This is a genomic window from Solihabitans fulvus (assembly GCF_008386585.1).
In the GTDB taxonomy this organism is placed as follows: Bacteria; Actinomycetota; Actinomycetes; order Mycobacteriales; family Pseudonocardiaceae; genus Solihabitans; species Solihabitans fulvus.
The window spans coordinates 41,413-56,736 of sequence record NZ_VUOB01000059.1; the positions used below are offsets into that span (position 1 = coordinate 41,413).

A 15,324-nucleotide genomic window follows, 5' to 3' on the forward strand; every position below is an offset into this window, starting at 1 on the left:
GTGGTCGGCGCCCCACCAGCCCCACGTGGTCCGGAGGGTACGAACCCAGGGGATACCCTGGGTTCGTGGCCGACAGCAGTCTTCGTCGAACGTTCCAGGTGCGCACGTTCGGCTGTCAGATGAACGTGCACGACTCCGAACGCCTCGCCGGGCTGCTCGAGGACGCCGGCTACACGCAGGCGTCCGGGGACGGCACGGCGGACGTCGTCGTGTTCAACACCTGCGCGGTGCGGGAGAACGCGGACAACAAGCTCTACGGCACGCTCGGCCACCTGCGCCCGGCCAAGGACGCCAACCCCGACATGCAGATCGCGGTGGGCGGCTGCCTCGCCCAGAAGGACCGGGGCGAGATCGTCCGCCGCGCGCCCTGGGTGGACGTGGTGTTCGGCACGCACAACATCGGCTCGCTGCCCGCGCTGCTCGACCGCGCCAGGCACAACTCTGAGGCGCAGGTGGAGATCCTGGAGTCGCTGGAGGTCTTCCCCTCCTCGCTGCCGGCGCGCCGCGACTCCGCCTACTCCGGCTGGGTGTCGGTGTCGGTCGGCTGCAACAACACCTGCACGTTCTGCATCGTGCCCTCGTTGCGCGGCAAGGAGAAGGACCGCAGGCCGGGCGACGTGCTCGCCGAGGTCGAGGCGCTGGTCGCCGAGGGCGTGCTGGAAGTCACGCTGCTGGGCCAGAACGTCAACTCCTACGGCGTCGAGTTCGGCGACCGGCTCGCCTTCGGCAAGCTGCTGCGCGCCTGCGGCGGCGTGGAGGGACTCGAGCGGGTCCGCTTCACCTCCCCGCACCCCAAGGACTTCACCGACGACGTGATCGAGGCGATGGCCGAGACACCCAACGTCTGCCACCAGCTGCACATGCCGCTCCAGTCGGGCTCGGACCGCCTGCTCAAGGAGATGCGCCGGTCCTACCGGTCGGGCAAGTACCTCGGCATCCTGGAGAAGGTGCGGGCGGCCATGCCCGACGCGGCGATCACCACCGACCTCATCATCGGCTTCCCCGGCGAGACCGAGGAGGACTTCCAAGCCACCCTCGACGTGGTCCGCGAGTCCCGGTTCTCCAGCGCCTTCACCTTCCAGTACTCCAAGCGGCCGGGCACCCCGGCGGCGGAGATGGACGGGCAGGTGCCCAAGCAGGTCGTGCAGGAGCGCTTCGACCGGCTGATCGCGCTCCAGGAGGAGATGTCCTGGGAGCTGAACCGCGAGCAGCTCGGCCGCACGGTCGAGGTGCTGGTGGCCAACGGCGAGGGCCGCAAGGACGCCGAGACGAACCGGATGAGCGGCCGCGCCAGGGACGGCAGGCTGGTGCACTTCTCGCCGACCGGCGACGCGATGGACCGGGCCGTGCGGCCGGGAGACGTGGTGCGCACGGTGGTCACCCACGCGGCGCCGCACCACCTCGTCGCGGACGGCGCGCTCGTCGAGCACCGGCGCACCAGGGCGGGTGATCACGCCGAGGCTGGCACGCGGCCGAAGACCTCAGGGGTCAGCCTCGGGCTGCCCTCGTTCGGCACCCCGGCCCCGCAGCCGGCCGCCGTCAGGGGATGTGCGGTCCAGTGATCCGAGACAAGGCGTCTGAGGGCTCCGGCGAGCCGGCCGAGTGGGCCGACCTTCGGCAGGAGATCGACGGCGTCGAGCGGTCCATGGCGCGCCGCATCGACCCCGGCGTCGGCGCGGTGGTGATCGCCGTCGCCGTGCTGGTGCTGCTGGTCGCCGCGATCCTGCCGTGGATCGGCACGGTCAGCGGCTGGCAGGTGCTGACCGGCCAGATCCCCGAGGGCATCAAGGTGGGCGTGCTGCCCAGGGTGTTCAGCTACGCGCTGACGTTCGTCGGTGTGCTCGGCTCCGCGCTGGCCCTGGCGCTGCGGCGCTGGGGGCTCGCGTGGGTGTGCGCGCTCGGCGGCTTCGCCAGCACCGTGATCGGCGTGCTGTCGATCTGGTCGCAGCAGACGACCACCAGCCACCACCCGGGCCCCGGTCCCGGCGGCGGCCTGGTGCTGGCCGTGCTGGCCGTGCTCGTGCTGGCCAGCCAGTGGCTGCGGATCGCCGCCTCCCGCCCCAACACCCGCTGACCGGCCCTCGCCGTCAGCGCCGGCTAGGCCAGGACGCGATCGCGCGAGGCAGGTCAGGCACCCACAGCTCGATGTGGTGCAGCATCCCGGTGCTCGGTTCGCCCATGCCGCGTTCCTCCTGGCTGGCTGTCCTGTTGGACCGGATCGATACCGCCGCGGTATGCCCGACCTGATCCACACCGACCAGACGGCGACGCATTTCGCCCCGCGCCGCGCCAGCCGCCCAACGCAACGAGCCCGCAACGCCGAATCCAGATCGGCATTGCGGGCTCGTCACCCCGCCTCGCGGGATACGGCCTAGCGGCTGGCGACCGACTGCTCCGCGGCGGTCAGCCACTCGCGCCACTGCGCGGCCTGCGCCTCGGCCTGCTCGGCCCGACGCTTGTCGCCGGCCGACCGCGCCTTGGCGGCCTGCGCCTCGAACTGCTCAACGCGCTCACGGAACTGCGCGACCCTGGCCTCGGCCTCCGGGTCGGACTTCCGCCACTGGGCGTCGACCGCCCCGCGCACGCGCTCCTCGATGGCCCGCAGCCGACCCTCCAGCTCGCGCACCCGCTCCCTTGGCACCTTGCCGACCTGGTCCCAGCGCTCCTGCACCCGGTACAGGTGCGCCCGCGCCGCGTCCAGGTCGCCTGCCGGATCGATCTGCTCGGCCTCGGCCAGCAGCTCCTCCTTGAGCTTCGCGTTCGCGCCGAACTCCGCGTCGCGCTCGTTGAACGCCTCGGACCGCTTCGCGAAGAACTGGTCCTGCGCCGCCCGGAACCGCTGCCACAGGGTGTCGTCGGCCTCCTTGGGCGCCCGGCCCGCAGCCTTCCACTCGACCATGAGCTCCTTGTAGCGGCCGGCCGTCGGACCCCAGTCGTCCGACTCGACCAGCTTCTCGGCCTCCTCGACCAGCTCCTGCTTGCGCGACTTCGCCACGCCACGCTGCCGGTCGAGGTCCGCGAAGTGCGAGCCGCGCCGCCGGTTGAAGGCGTCGCGCGCCTTCGAGAACCGCCGCCACAGCTGCTCGTCGGTCTTGCGGTCGACGCCCCGGACGGTCTTCCACTCGTCCAGGATCGCCCGCAGCCGGTCGCCCGCGGTCTTCCACTGGGTCGACTCGTTGCCGATCTGCTCGGCCTCGGCCACCAGCGTTTCCTTGCGGGTCACCGCCTCGGCGCGGGCCGCCTCGCGGGCGGACTTCGCCGCCTCGACGCCCTGCTCGGCCTTGGCGATCACGTGCTCGACCCGCGCGGCCAGCCCGGCGAGGTCGCCGACGACGGCCGCGTCCTTCAGGCCGTCCTTCACGTGCTTCGCGCTGCTCAACGCCTGCTTCGGGTCGCCTGCACCCGAGGAGAGCCGCGCTTCCAGCAGCTCGACCTCGGTGCGGATGTCGTCGAAGCGCCGCGCGAAGTGCGCGAGCCCCTCGGCCGGCTCGCCAGCCTGCCACGAACCGACGGACCGCTCGCCGTCCTCGGTGCGCACGTAGACCGTGCCCTCGGCATCGACGCGACCCCAGCGATCCGGGTGGTCCGATGCCACCGCGACCGGCGGAGGCGCCGCCGGCGTCCCGGGGCCTCGCGTGCCGTCGACCTTCGAAGGACTCGCGCCCTCGGCCGTGGTCTCCGGTGTCGTGTCCTGGTCCGTCATCGCCGGCTCCTCCCTGACTGCCCGCCTCATGGTGCCCGTGCCTTCCACGGGCGCCCCGCCGCAGCGGGGCCCAGCAATCGGGTACTGCGGTCGCTGATGGACCCCATTACCCCCGCGCGCATTCAAACAGGTCAGGCCGAGACTCGGTACTCCGCATCGGTGCTTCCGGGCGTTGGGTAACGTCAGTCGGCGTGATGTCGACGTGATCACGCGGGCTGTCGTGGTGCCCAACCCGCCGCTGTTGGTGCCCGAACTCGTGGTCGGAGCCGCCGCCGAAACCGAACCGATACGCGCTGCGTGCCTGGTCGCGGCCGGTGCGCTCGCCGGGGCGGCGACCGAATGGATAGCGATCGGCGCCGACCCGGCCGGTCCGGTCCGGCTCGGTCCCGCCGCGCGCGGCACGTTCCTCGGCTACGGCGTCGACGTGCCCGTGTCGCTGAGCGCCGACCAGAGCGACGGCGAGGCGGACTCCACGATGCCGCTGCCGGCGCTGGTCGCCGGCTGGCTGCGCGGCAGGGTCGGCGCCAACCGGGTGACCGTCGAACTCGTCGCGCCGTCGCTGTCGGTCGCGGACTGCGTCGCGGTCGGCGAACGCATCGCAGCCGAGGCGGCCGGCGACCGCCCGGTCGGCCTGCTCGTGCTCGGCGACGGCTCCAACCGGCACACCGAGCGCGCGCCGAGGCGTCCCGACGACCGCGCCGAGGCCTTCGACGGGACCGTCGCCGAGGCGCTGGCCGCCGCCGACCCCAAGGCACTGCTGACCCTGGACGGCGACCTGGCCGCCGAGCTGGGCGCGGTGGGCCGCGCGGCCTGGCAGGTGTTCGCCGGGGCCGCGCTGAGCACCGGCGACTGGCACGCCACCCGCGCCGAGTTCCTCGCCCCCTTCGGCGTCGGCTACCACGTCGCCGTCTGGGAGCCGGCGTGAACCCGCGCGGGCCCGTCGCCGTCGTGGGGCCGACCGCGACCGGCAAGTCCGACCTCGGCGTCGAGCTGGCCAGGCGGCTGGGCGGCGAGGTGGTCAACGCCGACGCCATGCAGCTCTACCGGGGCATGGACATCGGCACCGCCAAGATGACCGAGGCGGAGCGGCTCGGCGTGCCGCACCACCTGCTCGACGTGCTGGACGTGACCGAGACCGCCTCCGTCGCCGCCTACCAGCGCGAGGCCCGCGCCGTGATCGAGGCGCTGCTCGCCGAGGGACGTACGCCGGTGCTGGTCGGCGGCTCCGGCCTGTACGTGCAGGCCGTGCTCGACGACCTGCGGTTCCCCGGAACCGATCCGGAGATCCGTGCGCGGCTTGAGCACGAGCTGGCGGTCTTCGGCGCGGACGCGCTGCACGGGCGGCTGCTCGAGCTGGACCCCGCGGCGGCCATCGCGATCCTGCCGAGCAACGGCCGCAGGGTCGTGCGCGCCCTGGAGGTCATCGAGCTGACCGGCCAGCCGTTCTCGGCCACGCTGCCCAAGCCGGGGCCCGCGCGGTACGACACGGTGCTCGTCGGCGTCGACCGGGACGCGGCCGAGCTGGACACCCGGGTCGACCTGCGCGTCGAGCGGATGTTCGCGGCCGGGCTCGTCGACGAGGTGCGCGAGCTGGCGGCGCGCGGGCTGCGCGAGGGCCGCACGGCCCCGCGGGCGCTCGGCTACCAGCAGGTGCTCAGCGCGCTGGACGGCGAGATCGACCTGGCCACGGCCGCGACGGAGACGGCCCGCGCCACCAGGCGGTTCGTCCGCAGGCAGCGGTCCTGGTTCCGCAGGGACCGGCGGATCACCTGGTTCGACGGCGCCGGCGACGGGTTGACCGACGCGGTGCTGGCACACCTGGCGACGTAGCCTGGTCGCATGGGAACGGGACTCGAGTTCGTCAAGGGGCACGGCACGCAGAACGACTTCGTGGTGCTGCCCGACCCCGACGGCGTCCTCGACCTGACCGACACCAGGGTGCGCGCCCTGTGCGACCGGAGCAGGGGGCTCGGCGCGGACGGCGTGCTGCGGGCCGTGCGCACCGGCAAGGTGCCCGACGCGCCCGCCGGCATCGACCCCGACCTGTGGTTCATGGACTACCGCAACGCCGACGGTTCCATCGCCGAGATGTGCGGCAACGGCGTGCGCGTGTTCGCCAGGTACCTGGTCGACGCGGGCCTCGCCGAGCCGGGTGAGCTGGTCGTCGGCACCAGGGCAGGCGAACGGCCGGTCGTCGCGCACGCGGACGGCTCGGTCACCGTGCACATGGGCCCGGCCACGGTGTTCGCCAGGTCCACCGCGACCGTGGGCGGCACCGAGTTCGACGGGGTCGCCGTCGACGTCGGCAACCCGCACCTGGTGTGCCTCACCGAGACCGCCGTCGAGCGGCTGGACCTCTCGGTGCCGCCGGGCCACGACCCGGTGGTGTTCCCGCACGACGTGAACGTGGAGTTCGTCAACGTGCTCGGCGAGGGCTCGCTGCGGATGCGGGTGCACGAGCGCGGGGTCGGCGAGACCCGGTCCTGCGGCACCGGCACGGTCGCGGTGACCGCCGCCTGGCTGCACCTCACCGGCCGCGACACCGGCCGCGCCGAGGTGCACGTGCCCGGCGGGCAGGTCACCGTGGTCGTCGGCGACCGGGTCAGCACGCTGACCGGCCCCGCCGAGCTGGTCGCCAGGGGCGAACTCGACCTCGCCTGGTGGGCGGCGGCCTGACTCTCGGCGCGAACCGCCGAGGGCGACCCGGCGTCAGCCCGCCGCAGGCTCCTCGGTCTCCGCGGTCTGAGCGGTCTCCTCGGTGGACTTCGGCAGGTCGCGCATGTGCCGCAGCGGCGAGAAGAGGACCCAGCTGATCGCGGCCGCGGTGCCGACGGCGGACACCCACAGCGTCTCGCGCACCCCGATCCACCCGCCGAGCAGGCCACCGAGCAGGCCGCCGAGCGGCATCGTGCCCCAGACCAGGAACCGGATGCTCGCGTTCATCCTGCCGAGCAGCCGGTCGGGGCAGATGGCCTGGCGGAAGCTGACCTGCGCCACGTTGTAGACCACCGCGCCGTAGCCGGCCGAGGCGCTGCCGAGCACGGCGAGGACGACCAGCCAGCCGCGTCCGGCGAGCGGGATGAGCAGCCCCAACGGCAGGGTGACCAGCCCGACCAGCCAGATCACCCTGGCCTGCCCGAACGTCCTGCTCCACCAGCCGCTGGTGAGCGCGCCGGCCACGCCGCCGAGGCTGGACACCGCGAACACGCCGCCGATCTCGCCCGCCGACAGCCCGAGGTCCCTGGCCAGGAACAGCACGAGCAGGGACTGCTGCATGCTCAGGAAGAAGTTCGTGCTGCCCGTGCAGGCCGCGATCGCCCGCAGCAGCGGGTTGCCGACCACGAAGCGCAGCCCCTCGGCGATCTCGGCGCGCAGGTTCCGCGCGGCGCGACGCTCCGGCGCGGGCTCCTGCGCCCTGATCCGCAACAGGAACAGCGCCGACGACAGGTAGCCGAGGCCGGTGGCGAGCACCGCGCTGGCCGCCCCGACGGCCTGCACCAGCCCGCCCGCGACGGCAGGCGCGGACACCTGGGCGACCGTCTGGCTGGCCTGGAGCTTGGCGTTGCCGTCCATCAGCTGGTCGCGGCCGACCAGCGAGGGCAGGTAGGACTGGTAGGCCACGTCGAAGAACACAGTGCACACGCCGGTCAGCAGCGCCACCGCGATGAGCTGGGCCAGGCCGAGCACCCCGGCCCACCACGCGACGGGCACGCTGAGCAGCAGCGCCGCCCTGGCGAAGTCGGCCCGCAGCATCAGCGGACGCCGACGCATGCGGTCGACCCAGGCGCCCGCCGGCAGCCCGATCAGCAGGAACGCGGCGGTCTCGGCCGCCGTCAGCAGCCCCATCTGGAACGGGGTCGCGGCCAGCACGCCGACGGCCAACAACGGGATGGCGGTGTTGCCGACCATGGTGCCGAACTGGCTGATCGTGTCGCCGGTCCACAGCTGCCGGAAGTCGCGATGCCGCCACAGGGATTCTCCTGACATGGCGGAAAGCATCGACGAGCGCTCGGGTCAGGCGCAGCCGAACCGCCATATCACCCGACCGGGTAGTCCCGCCGGACGCGGAACAGGCGCGGCCCGCCGGTCGTTTGACCTAACGCAGGGCGGTGTGTCCGGCCGTGTGCCCGGCGGATAAACCGTTCGGCGCCCGCCCCGAGGCGTGGGAACATGGAGGCATATGACCGAGTACACGTTCAACCCCGACAAGGCCGCTGACCTGGCCACGGAGAACGACCTACTGTTCTCCACCGGTGAGCTGGAGCTCGCCGACCGCGCCGCGTTGCGCCGCGTCGCGGGACTCTCGACCGAGCTCGACGACGTCACCGAGGTCGAGTACCGGCAGCTGCGCCTCGAGCGCGTCGTGCTGGTCGGCGTCTGGACCGAGGGCAGCGCACAGCAGTCCGAGGCCTCGCTCGCCGAGCTGGCACGGCTGGCCGAGACGGCTGGCTCCGAGGTGCTCGACGGCCTGGTGCAGCGCCGCGACCGGCCGGACCCGGCCACCTACATCGGTTCCGGCAAGGTCACCGAGCTTCGCGACGTCGTCGCGTCGACCGGCGCGGACACCGTGATCTGCGACGGCGAGCTGTCGCCCGGCCAGCTGCGTCAGCTGGAGGAGCGGCTCAAGGTCAAGGTGATCGACCGGACCGCGCTGATCCTGGACATCTTCGCCCAGCACGCTCGCTCGCGTGAGGGCAAGGCGCAGGTCGAGCTGGCCCAGCTCCAGTACCTGATGCCCCGCCTGCGTGGTTGGGGCGAGTCGCTGTCCCGGCAGGCCGGTGGTCGTGCCGGCGGCGGCAACGGCGGCGTGGGTCTGCGCGGCCCCGGTGAGACCAAGCTGGAGACCGACCGGCGGCGGATTCGCGCGAAGATCGCGAAGCTGCGGCGCGAGATTGCCGGCATGGGCACCGTGCGCCAGACCAAGCGGGTGCGCAGGCTGGCCAACGAGGTGCCGAGCGTCGCCATCGCCGGCTACACCAACGCCGGCAAGTCCAGCCTGCTCAACGCCATCACCGGTGCAGGAGTGCTGGTGGAGGACGCGCTGTTCGCGACGCTGGATCCGACCACGCGGCGCAGCGAGACCCCGGACGGCCTGCCCTACACGCTGACCGACACCGTCGGCTTCGTGCGGCACCTGCCGCACCAGCTGGTCGAGGCGTTCCGGTCCACGCTGGAGGAGGTCGGCGAGGCCGACCTGCTGCTGCACATCGTGGACGGCTCCGACCCGATGCCCGAGGGGCAGGTCTCGGCGGTGCGTCAGGTGCTCGGTGAGATCACCGAGGAGCGGGACACCCCTATGCCGCAGGAGCTGCTGGTGGTGAACAAGGTGGACGCCGTCGGCGATCTGGCGATGGCCAGGCTGCGGCACCTGTTCCCCGGCGCCATGTTCGTCTCCGCGCGCACCGGCCAGGGCATCACCGAGCTGCGCGAGCGCATCGCCGAGCTGCTGCCCAGCCCAGACGTCATGGTGGAGGCGCTGGTGCCCTACACCAGGGGCGAACTGGTGGCCAGGGTGCACCGCGAGGGCGAGGTGCTCGCCGAGCGGCACACCGAGGCCGGCACGCAGCTCAGCGCCAGGGTCCACCCCGACCTGGCCGGTGCGCTGGAGCAGTTCGCGGCGAACGGCAGCCCGGCCTGAACCGGACGCCCGTCCACGGCGGATACTGTGAGGTGAGCGGAGCAGCAGCGCCGGTGGTTCGGTAGGAGGTGCCCATGGGCGAGTTGAGTTGGGTGCACTGGGCGATCGTTGCCCTGGTGTTCGTCGTGCTGTTCGGCGCCAAGAAGCTGCCCGACGCGGCCCGAGGTATCGGGCAGTCGATGCGGATCTTCAGGGCCGAGATGCGGGCCGACGACACCAAGCCCGCCGTCGCGCCGACCGAGGACACCGCTGCCTCCGTCGCCCCGCAATCGTCCGCCCCGCAGGCGTCCGCCACGACGCAACCGCCGACGGCGGCACCCGGGCACTGAACGCGCGAAGCCCGGCGGCACCTGAGGTGCCGCCGGGCTTTCGCCTGCCTGCGGCACCTGAGGTGCCGCCGGGCTTTCGCCTGCCTGCGGCACCCCCGTCGTGCTCATCTAGCTGCCACTCTCGTACCTGGTGGTCAAGCCGCCGTTCGGTTCGGCGAGTGCCTTCCGCCCTCCGCGATTTCGTCGCATCGCTCTCGGCAATGACAGAGGTCTGCTCCGGTAACAAGCCGTAGCCTGGCGTCACGCCTTGCCACATGGATGACAGACGGACTCCCGGGGGAGGAGTGCTCTCGTGGGCCTCTTCGGAAACAAAATTCCCGTCATGCACAGCTTGCCGGCGAGAGATCGAGAGGCCTTGCTGCGAGTTGGTACGCCACGCAACTACGTCGCCGGACAGAGCCCGATCCTGGAGGGCGACCGCACGACGTTCGCCTTGGCGATCCTGGACGGCTGGGCGGTGGTGCTGACCACCACCCAACGGGGCCGACGGATGATCTTCGCCATTCGCGGACCCGGCGACATCGTGGGCGAACTCTCCGCCATCGACGGGCAGCCGCGCAGCACAACGGTGTCGGCGCTCAGTCCGCTGCGCACGATCCTGATGCCCGGTGATCGGTTCCGAAGCTTCCTCGACACCCACCCGGCCACTTCCGCGGCGCTGATGTCCCACTTCAGCCATCGACTTCGGGAGTCGGATCTGGACCGGAGGGCACTGGCTTCCTCCACGGTCCTGCAACGGCTCGCCCGGCTGCTCCTGGAATTGGTCGAGCACGTCGGTACGCCCACGCCACAAGGCACGCTCGTCGACCTGCCCCTTGCCCAGTACGACCTCGCGGCATCGATCGGGTCGACCCGCGAGGCGATGGCGAAGGCTCTTCGGGTGCTGCGCGAGCGCGGCATCGTGCACACCCATGCCAGGCGGGTGCTCATCCTCCATCCGGACCTGCTCGATGTGCTGGCTGGTGATTGAGCCCGCGCCCTTCTGCCGAACGAGGCTGCGGTCAACGGCCTAGCAACGGATCGCGCCCGGTGTGTAAACGGATACTGCGGCCCACCGAACCACTGACAATCCTGATCTCCACATTGCCACTCATGTGAGGTCAGATGGACAGCGAAGCCAAGCATCATTTCATTCTCAGCCTGGACGTGCAGGGTTCCGCGAGCAGGACGGACCACGAGAAGCTGGCGCTGCGTCAGGTCGTGTACGCGGTGGTCGGTCAGGCCTTCGACGCGGCCGGCGTCGACCCGGCCGATCGTCGGATCGAGGACCGGGGTGACGGCGTGTTGGCGCTGGTGTCGCCTACGGTTCCCGAGTCGCGCATGATGGGGACCTGGGTCGAAACCGCGCGGGAGGTCCTGCGCGAGTCGAACCGCCGGTCGGGCGACCAGCAGCGGGTTCGCGTGCGGCTCGGCCTGCACTGCGGCCAGGTGCACGAGGACGGGCACGGAGTGGCCGGCGCTGACGTGGAACTGGCCTGTCGCCTCTGCGACTCCGACGCGGCACGAGGCGTTCTCGACGCTGCACACGCAGCCGACCTCGCGGTGATCGTCTCCGACCGCCTATACCAGTCGGTGGTGCGGCACGGCGGCAGGTTCATCGATCCTCACTGTTACGGCGAAGTGCGGGTCACGGTGAAGGAAACCGACACCTGTGCCTGGGTGTATGTGCCGGGACACTCGACTCCGCCGGCACCCCGGAGCGCATCGCGAGCGACACGGGGAGCAGGGGAAGGCCAGGCCGCGGCTGGCGGCTCCAGGGTCGTCACGGTCAACGGGCCGACAACCATGATCGAGCACGGCACGTTCGGCGACCTCGTGGTGGGCACGGTCCATCACCATGTCGAGGACGGGACGGCTCGGTGAGCGGAGACGATGCAACAGGCTCGACCGGACCGTCCTTGCCGTCCACCACGGCTGAAGGCGGCGGCGAGTCGAACCCGACCACAGAGAAGTCGACCTCGGGGGTACTGGACAGCGGGACGACGAAACCCCCAGAGCCGGACGAACAGAAGATCTACCAGCAGGTCAGACAGAACCTGGATCCCGCCGTCAGTATTCATGAAGGTCACTGGCGGGACACGGTGGTGGGGGACCAGTTCAACGTCTTCGCGGGACGCGGCCTGCCGCTGTTGCCCGGACCTGTCCGGGCCGAGGTCCTTGAGTGGATTAGGGAACGCTATGCCCCGGTCGCCGGGTACGACCGGATGCGCGAGACGTTGGCTGAGCGCCGGCTGGTGGTCCTCTGTGGGCTGCCGGAGAGCGGACGAGCGACCACGGCACTCCACCTGCTCGACTGGTCGGCTGCGGGGAAGGTGTCCAGGCTGGATTCCGACGAGGACCTCAAGTCGGTGCAGGAGAAGGACTTCGAGCGGGAGCACGGCTACCTCGCCGAACTCGCGGACACCGACGCCGCGCCGGCATTGGCCGAGAAACACCTCGACCGGCTGAGCGATCTGCTCCGCCGCCGCGACAGCTTTTGCGTGCTGCTCAGCGCCGACGGTTCGCAGCGGGAACTCCTCGGCGGCTATGCCGTCGACTGCCCGCCGCCGGAACCCGACACACTGCTGGCCAGGCATGTCCGAGCGGCGGTTCGCGACGAGGAGGACGACGGACTGGCTGAGCGACTGCTGGACCTGGCCGCCGCTCCAGACGTCAAGGCCGCGCTCGGCCCGGCGCCGGTGCCGAGGGAACTGATCCGGCTCGCCGGCCTCCTGGTCGACTACGGCAGGGGATCGATCACCCTTGAGGACGTTCGGGACGGGTGCGCCCAGTCCGTGCCTCGGCAGGTGTCGGTGTGGTTCTCGGGCCTGCGGGAGGTCGGCCGAGGGGCGTCGGCGGATCGGGCACTGCGGCTGGCTGGTTTTCGGATTGCCCTGGCTTTCCTCAACAACTCACCTGTGCACCTCGTCAGGGAAGCCGGTGAGTCGCTCGGCGAGGAGCTGATGAAGACCATTTCGCCGCGACGAACGCCGGGTCGGACCCTGTCCGCCGACGATGCGGACGGCGGCCTGCTGGCGTCTCGCGCCAGGATCGTCGACGGCGGCGTGAGCGTCGGTGAGGCCTCGATGCCGGTAGAGATGATCGAGTTCGCCGACGATCGGTTTCCTCAGGCCGTGCTCGCACACGTCTGGCTGAGTCACCACAACATGCGCGAACCACTGATCAGGTGGATCAGGCAACAGAGCCGGCATCCAAGCCTCATGGTCTGGATGCGCGTCGCGCTCGCCGCAGGCCTGTTGTGTTCGCTGGACTTCCCCTACGCGCTCAACACGTTGATCGAGCACGAGGCATCGGCGCTGGGGAAGAAGAAGGCAAAAGGACAGCCGAGGATCGCCGCGTTGATGCTGGATCAGGCTGCTCGGGATGACCGCGTGCGACCGGTCATCCTAGAACTGCTCCGCGCGTGGCGCCGTCATGGTTCCGAGGCCAAGCGTCGAACTGTCGCAGGCACTCTCGGCTACGAGCTTGGGCTGGAGTCGCCAGACACCACGCTGGAGGAACTCAGAATCCTTGGCAGCACCTGGGAGCTCGATCGCATCAGCTCGCCGGAGCGCCACCTGTTACTCGTCTGGCAATGCCGTCGGAGCCTGGCGCGACTGTTCTGCTTCGGTGCTGCGGGTACCGTGCTGGATCACCTGCTGGCGTGGGAGAACGCCGGCAGGCGCAGCCTCCGCGAACTTGTGCACGGCACGATTCTGGAGCTGTGTCAGCTCTACGTCTACCACTTGTGGAACAACGGGACCTTCGCGGCTGCGGCAGACCGCGAACGCCTGACACTGCCCAGCCGGCGGAGACACTGGCCAGTGCTGCTGGCCCTGCAAGATCAAGACTCGACAACCACGCGGCCGATCGCGAGTCTGCTCATGAGCGCCCTGCGGAGTTCGGGTAGCGGCGGCATCGAGGACGTCCTGGGCGACTGGACCCGCGTCGGGGAGCGGGACCCTGAGTGTCTCGACGCGCTGTGCCGATTTCTGTCGAACCTGGTCGAGAACGCCGGGGACCGGCAGCGCCTACATCACATCGTCAATCGGATCAGACGGCACTGGGCCGAGCCGCTGCGCGAGGAAGTCGCGGCACGCCTGGAGATGGCCATCGACGGCAACCCGTACCAGGAGCAGGCATCGTGACTGAACAACCGGAAACCCAGGCGGCGCCGGCAGGATTTCCTGTCGCCGCCCCCGTCTCCGTCAACCTGGCTCAGCCCTCAGCCGTCGGGCCCCCTCCAGCGGTGTCGATCAACGTGGCCTCCGCGCCGGCACCTGTGCCACCGCCCGCGCCCGTGGCCGTGGCCGTGGCTGAGGCCGTCGCACCGCCGCCTGCGTTCAACCCCATTCTGACCGAGCGCCAGGTTCGTCGCTTCGAGTTCCTGCGCCAGAAGCCGATGGTCAGGGCTCGGGTCGCGCTCGTGTTCGCCACCCTCCGAAGTGGACACGTGGTCTTCAGACCCGACAATCCGCCGACCATGGGTGAGCTGCTCTGGAAGGGGATCCGAGCCGCATACGAGGTGGACATGGGAATGCACCAGATCCGGATCGACGGCGACCTGCCGAGCGCAGGCGACGCGTTCCCCTTCCACGCGGAGATCGACGTGCAATGGCGAGTGGACGACCCGTCCAAGATCGTGAAGGACGGCATATCCGATGTCCGGGAGGCGCTGGCACCCGTGCTGTTCCAGCGACTGCGCACCATCACCCGAGGTTTCGACATCCACCAGGCGAAGTCCGCCGAGGACAAGGCCAACCGGGAGTTGGCCGACGGTTCACTCGGGGCTGAGTTCGGTCTGTGGGTCAGGTTCTTCCTGCGTCTGAGGATGGACGATCCGACCGTACAGCACGCTAGCGCCGAGATCGGCGTCCGCCGCGAAACCGTGCTAGATGCGTTGAACCACGAACGGTTGGTGTTGAGAGAGCGGAACGAGGTGTTCCGGATCGAGCGGCGAGTTGCCGCGTACAGCGCGATCATCGCCTCCGGCGACGTGGAGCAGTTCGCGTTCCAGCTCGCACAGAATGCCAACAACCCGGAAGACGTCCGTGCGGTGATCCAGATGCTCAAGGACGAGCGCGACACCAACCGGAGCGTCACGGTCGACTTCGTTGCGAGGCTCCTCGGTTCGGGCGCCATCGAGCGGTGGGAGGTGGACGATCAGGTCAAAGAGGCGCTGCAGTGGCTGAAGGACTCGACTGCGCGGGTGATCCACGGCCCGACGAGCAAGCCGGCAATCGGTCCAGTTCCCTCGGACAACGGCGGCACACCAGCCGGGCCGGCTCCGTCGTGACCGGAGTGCTGCGCGACCTGCTGATCGTCGCGGTCGTCACGGCAGCGGCCTGCCTCGCCGTCCGGATCGTGCTGCCGTGGGCCGTACGGACGGTCACCAGGCCGTTGCAGGACGCGATCGACTTCCTGACCGCCTGCCTGTTGCTGCCCGAGTACTGGGTGAGCGCCGCCGCGCGCAGGACGGCAGGGCGACCGCCAAGACTGGCCTACGAGTATGGATTCGCACTCGGCTGGCTCGCCTCCGTCCTGTGCACGGCGCTCGACCGGCTCTGCCGCACGGCCGCCAGGGCCGGCACCTCCGTACACCCCGTGCTGGTCGCCGTCCTGGCGAGCGGGCTGTCGACGGGCCGCATCCTATGCTGGCTGTAGCGGCAGGTCTC

Annotated in this window: 15 protein-coding genes; 12 read left to right on the forward strand and 3 right to left on the reverse strand. The window is 70.7% G+C overall.

Annotated features, from left to right (window positions below; translation table 11 throughout):
* Window positions 1-65 precede the first annotated feature (65 nt).
* Both miaB and F0L68_RS29150 read left to right on the forward strand, forming a co-directional pair.
* Entirely contained in the window at window positions 66-1,562 is a 1,497-nt protein-coding gene (miaB, locus tag F0L68_RS29145) for a tRNA (N6-isopentenyl adenosine(37)-C2)-methylthiotransferase MiaB (RefSeq protein ID WP_223199234.1), read from the forward strand.
* Window positions 1,559-2,074, forward strand: coding sequence for an Rv2732c family membrane protein (locus F0L68_RS29150; protein WP_223199235.1), 516 nt, complete (start codon window positions 1,559-1,561; stop codon window positions 2,072-2,074). The genes miaB and F0L68_RS29150 overlap by 4 nt, the downstream gene beginning before the upstream one ends.
* Window positions 2,075-2,087: 13 nt before the next feature.
* Here F0L68_RS29150 and F0L68_RS43765 read toward each other — a convergent pair whose 3' ends face one another.
* Both F0L68_RS43765 and F0L68_RS29160 read right to left on the reverse strand, forming a co-directional pair.
* Complete coding sequence (locus tag F0L68_RS43765; RefSeq protein ID WP_149853042.1) at window positions 2,088-2,180, reverse strand: VOC family protein; 93 nt, start codon at window positions 2,178-2,180, stop codon at window positions 2,088-2,090.
* A 191-nt stretch (window positions 2,181-2,371) separates the two neighbouring features.
* Window positions 2,372-3,703, reverse strand: coding sequence for a DUF349 domain-containing protein (locus tag F0L68_RS29160; RefSeq protein WP_149853043.1), 1,332 nt, complete (start codon window positions 3,701-3,703; stop codon window positions 2,372-2,374).
* A 202-nt stretch (window positions 3,704-3,905) separates the two neighbouring features.
* Here F0L68_RS29160 and F0L68_RS29165 point away from each other — a divergent pair, with 202 nt between their 5' ends.
* From F0L68_RS29165 to dapF, 3 genes are read left to right on the forward strand one after another with little or no spacing between them, the layout of a single operon-like run.
* Window positions 3,906-4,628, forward strand: coding sequence for a class III extradiol dioxygenase subunit B-like domain-containing protein (locus tag F0L68_RS29165; protein WP_149853044.1), 723 nt, complete (start codon window positions 3,906-3,908; stop codon window positions 4,626-4,628).
* On the forward strand, window positions 4,625-5,533 hold the full coding sequence (gene miaA, locus F0L68_RS29170; RefSeq protein WP_149853045.1) for a tRNA (adenosine(37)-N6)-dimethylallyltransferase MiaA: 909 nt from the start codon (window positions 4,625-4,627) through the stop codon (window positions 5,531-5,533). The genes F0L68_RS29165 and miaA overlap by 4 nt, the downstream gene beginning before the upstream one ends.
* Window positions 5,534-5,542: 9 nt before the next feature.
* Window positions 5,543-6,379: a diaminopimelate epimerase gene (dapF, locus tag F0L68_RS29175; RefSeq protein ID WP_149853046.1), complete on the forward strand. Its 837-nt coding sequence runs from the start codon at window positions 5,543-5,545 to the stop codon at window positions 6,377-6,379.
* A gap of 33 nt (window positions 6,380-6,412) precedes the next feature.
* Here dapF and F0L68_RS29180 read toward each other — a convergent pair whose 3' ends face one another.
* A complete protein-coding gene (locus F0L68_RS29180) occupies window positions 6,413-7,690 on the reverse strand; it encodes an MFS transporter (protein ID WP_149853047.1) in 1,278 nt (425 codons plus the stop codon).
* Between the two features lie 193 nt (window positions 7,691-7,883).
* On the opposite strand from F0L68_RS29180, the gene hflX reads away from it, so the two are divergent.
* From hflX to F0L68_RS29215, 7 genes are all read left to right on the forward strand, one after another.
* Window positions 7,884-9,341 (forward strand): GTPase HflX, encoded by a 1,458-nt coding sequence (gene hflX, locus F0L68_RS29185; RefSeq protein WP_149853048.1) that lies wholly within the window; start codon window positions 7,884-7,886, stop codon window positions 9,339-9,341.
* Between the two features lie 74 nt (window positions 9,342-9,415).
* On the forward strand, window positions 9,416-9,670 hold the full coding sequence (tatA, locus tag F0L68_RS29190) for a Sec-independent protein translocase subunit TatA (RefSeq protein ID WP_149853049.1): 255 nt from the start codon (window positions 9,416-9,418) through the stop codon (window positions 9,668-9,670).
* 292 nt (window positions 9,671-9,962) lie between these two features.
* Complete coding sequence (locus F0L68_RS29195) at window positions 9,963-10,640, forward strand: Crp/Fnr family transcriptional regulator (RefSeq protein ID WP_223199236.1); 678 nt, start codon at window positions 9,963-9,965, stop codon at window positions 10,638-10,640.
* 134 nt (window positions 10,641-10,774) lie between these two features.
* On the forward strand, window positions 10,775-11,533 hold the full coding sequence (locus tag F0L68_RS29200) for a nucleotidyl cyclase domain-containing protein (RefSeq protein ID WP_149853050.1): 759 nt from the start codon (window positions 10,775-10,777) through the stop codon (window positions 11,531-11,533).
* A complete protein-coding gene (locus tag F0L68_RS29205; protein ID WP_149853051.1) occupies window positions 11,530-13,797 on the forward strand; it encodes an amino acid adenylation domain-containing protein in 2,268 nt (755 codons plus the stop codon). Before F0L68_RS29200 ends, F0L68_RS29205 begins: the two co-directional genes overlap by 4 nt.
* Entirely contained in the window at window positions 13,794-14,945 is a 1,152-nt protein-coding gene (locus F0L68_RS29210; protein ID WP_149853052.1) for a hypothetical protein, read from the forward strand. The genes F0L68_RS29205 and F0L68_RS29210 overlap by 4 nt, the downstream gene beginning before the upstream one ends.
* Window positions 14,942-15,313, forward strand: coding sequence for a hypothetical protein (locus F0L68_RS29215; protein ID WP_149853053.1), 372 nt, complete (start codon window positions 14,942-14,944; stop codon window positions 15,311-15,313). The genes F0L68_RS29210 and F0L68_RS29215 overlap by 4 nt, the downstream gene beginning before the upstream one ends.
* The last annotated feature ends 11 nt before the right edge of the window (window positions 15,314-15,324 follow it).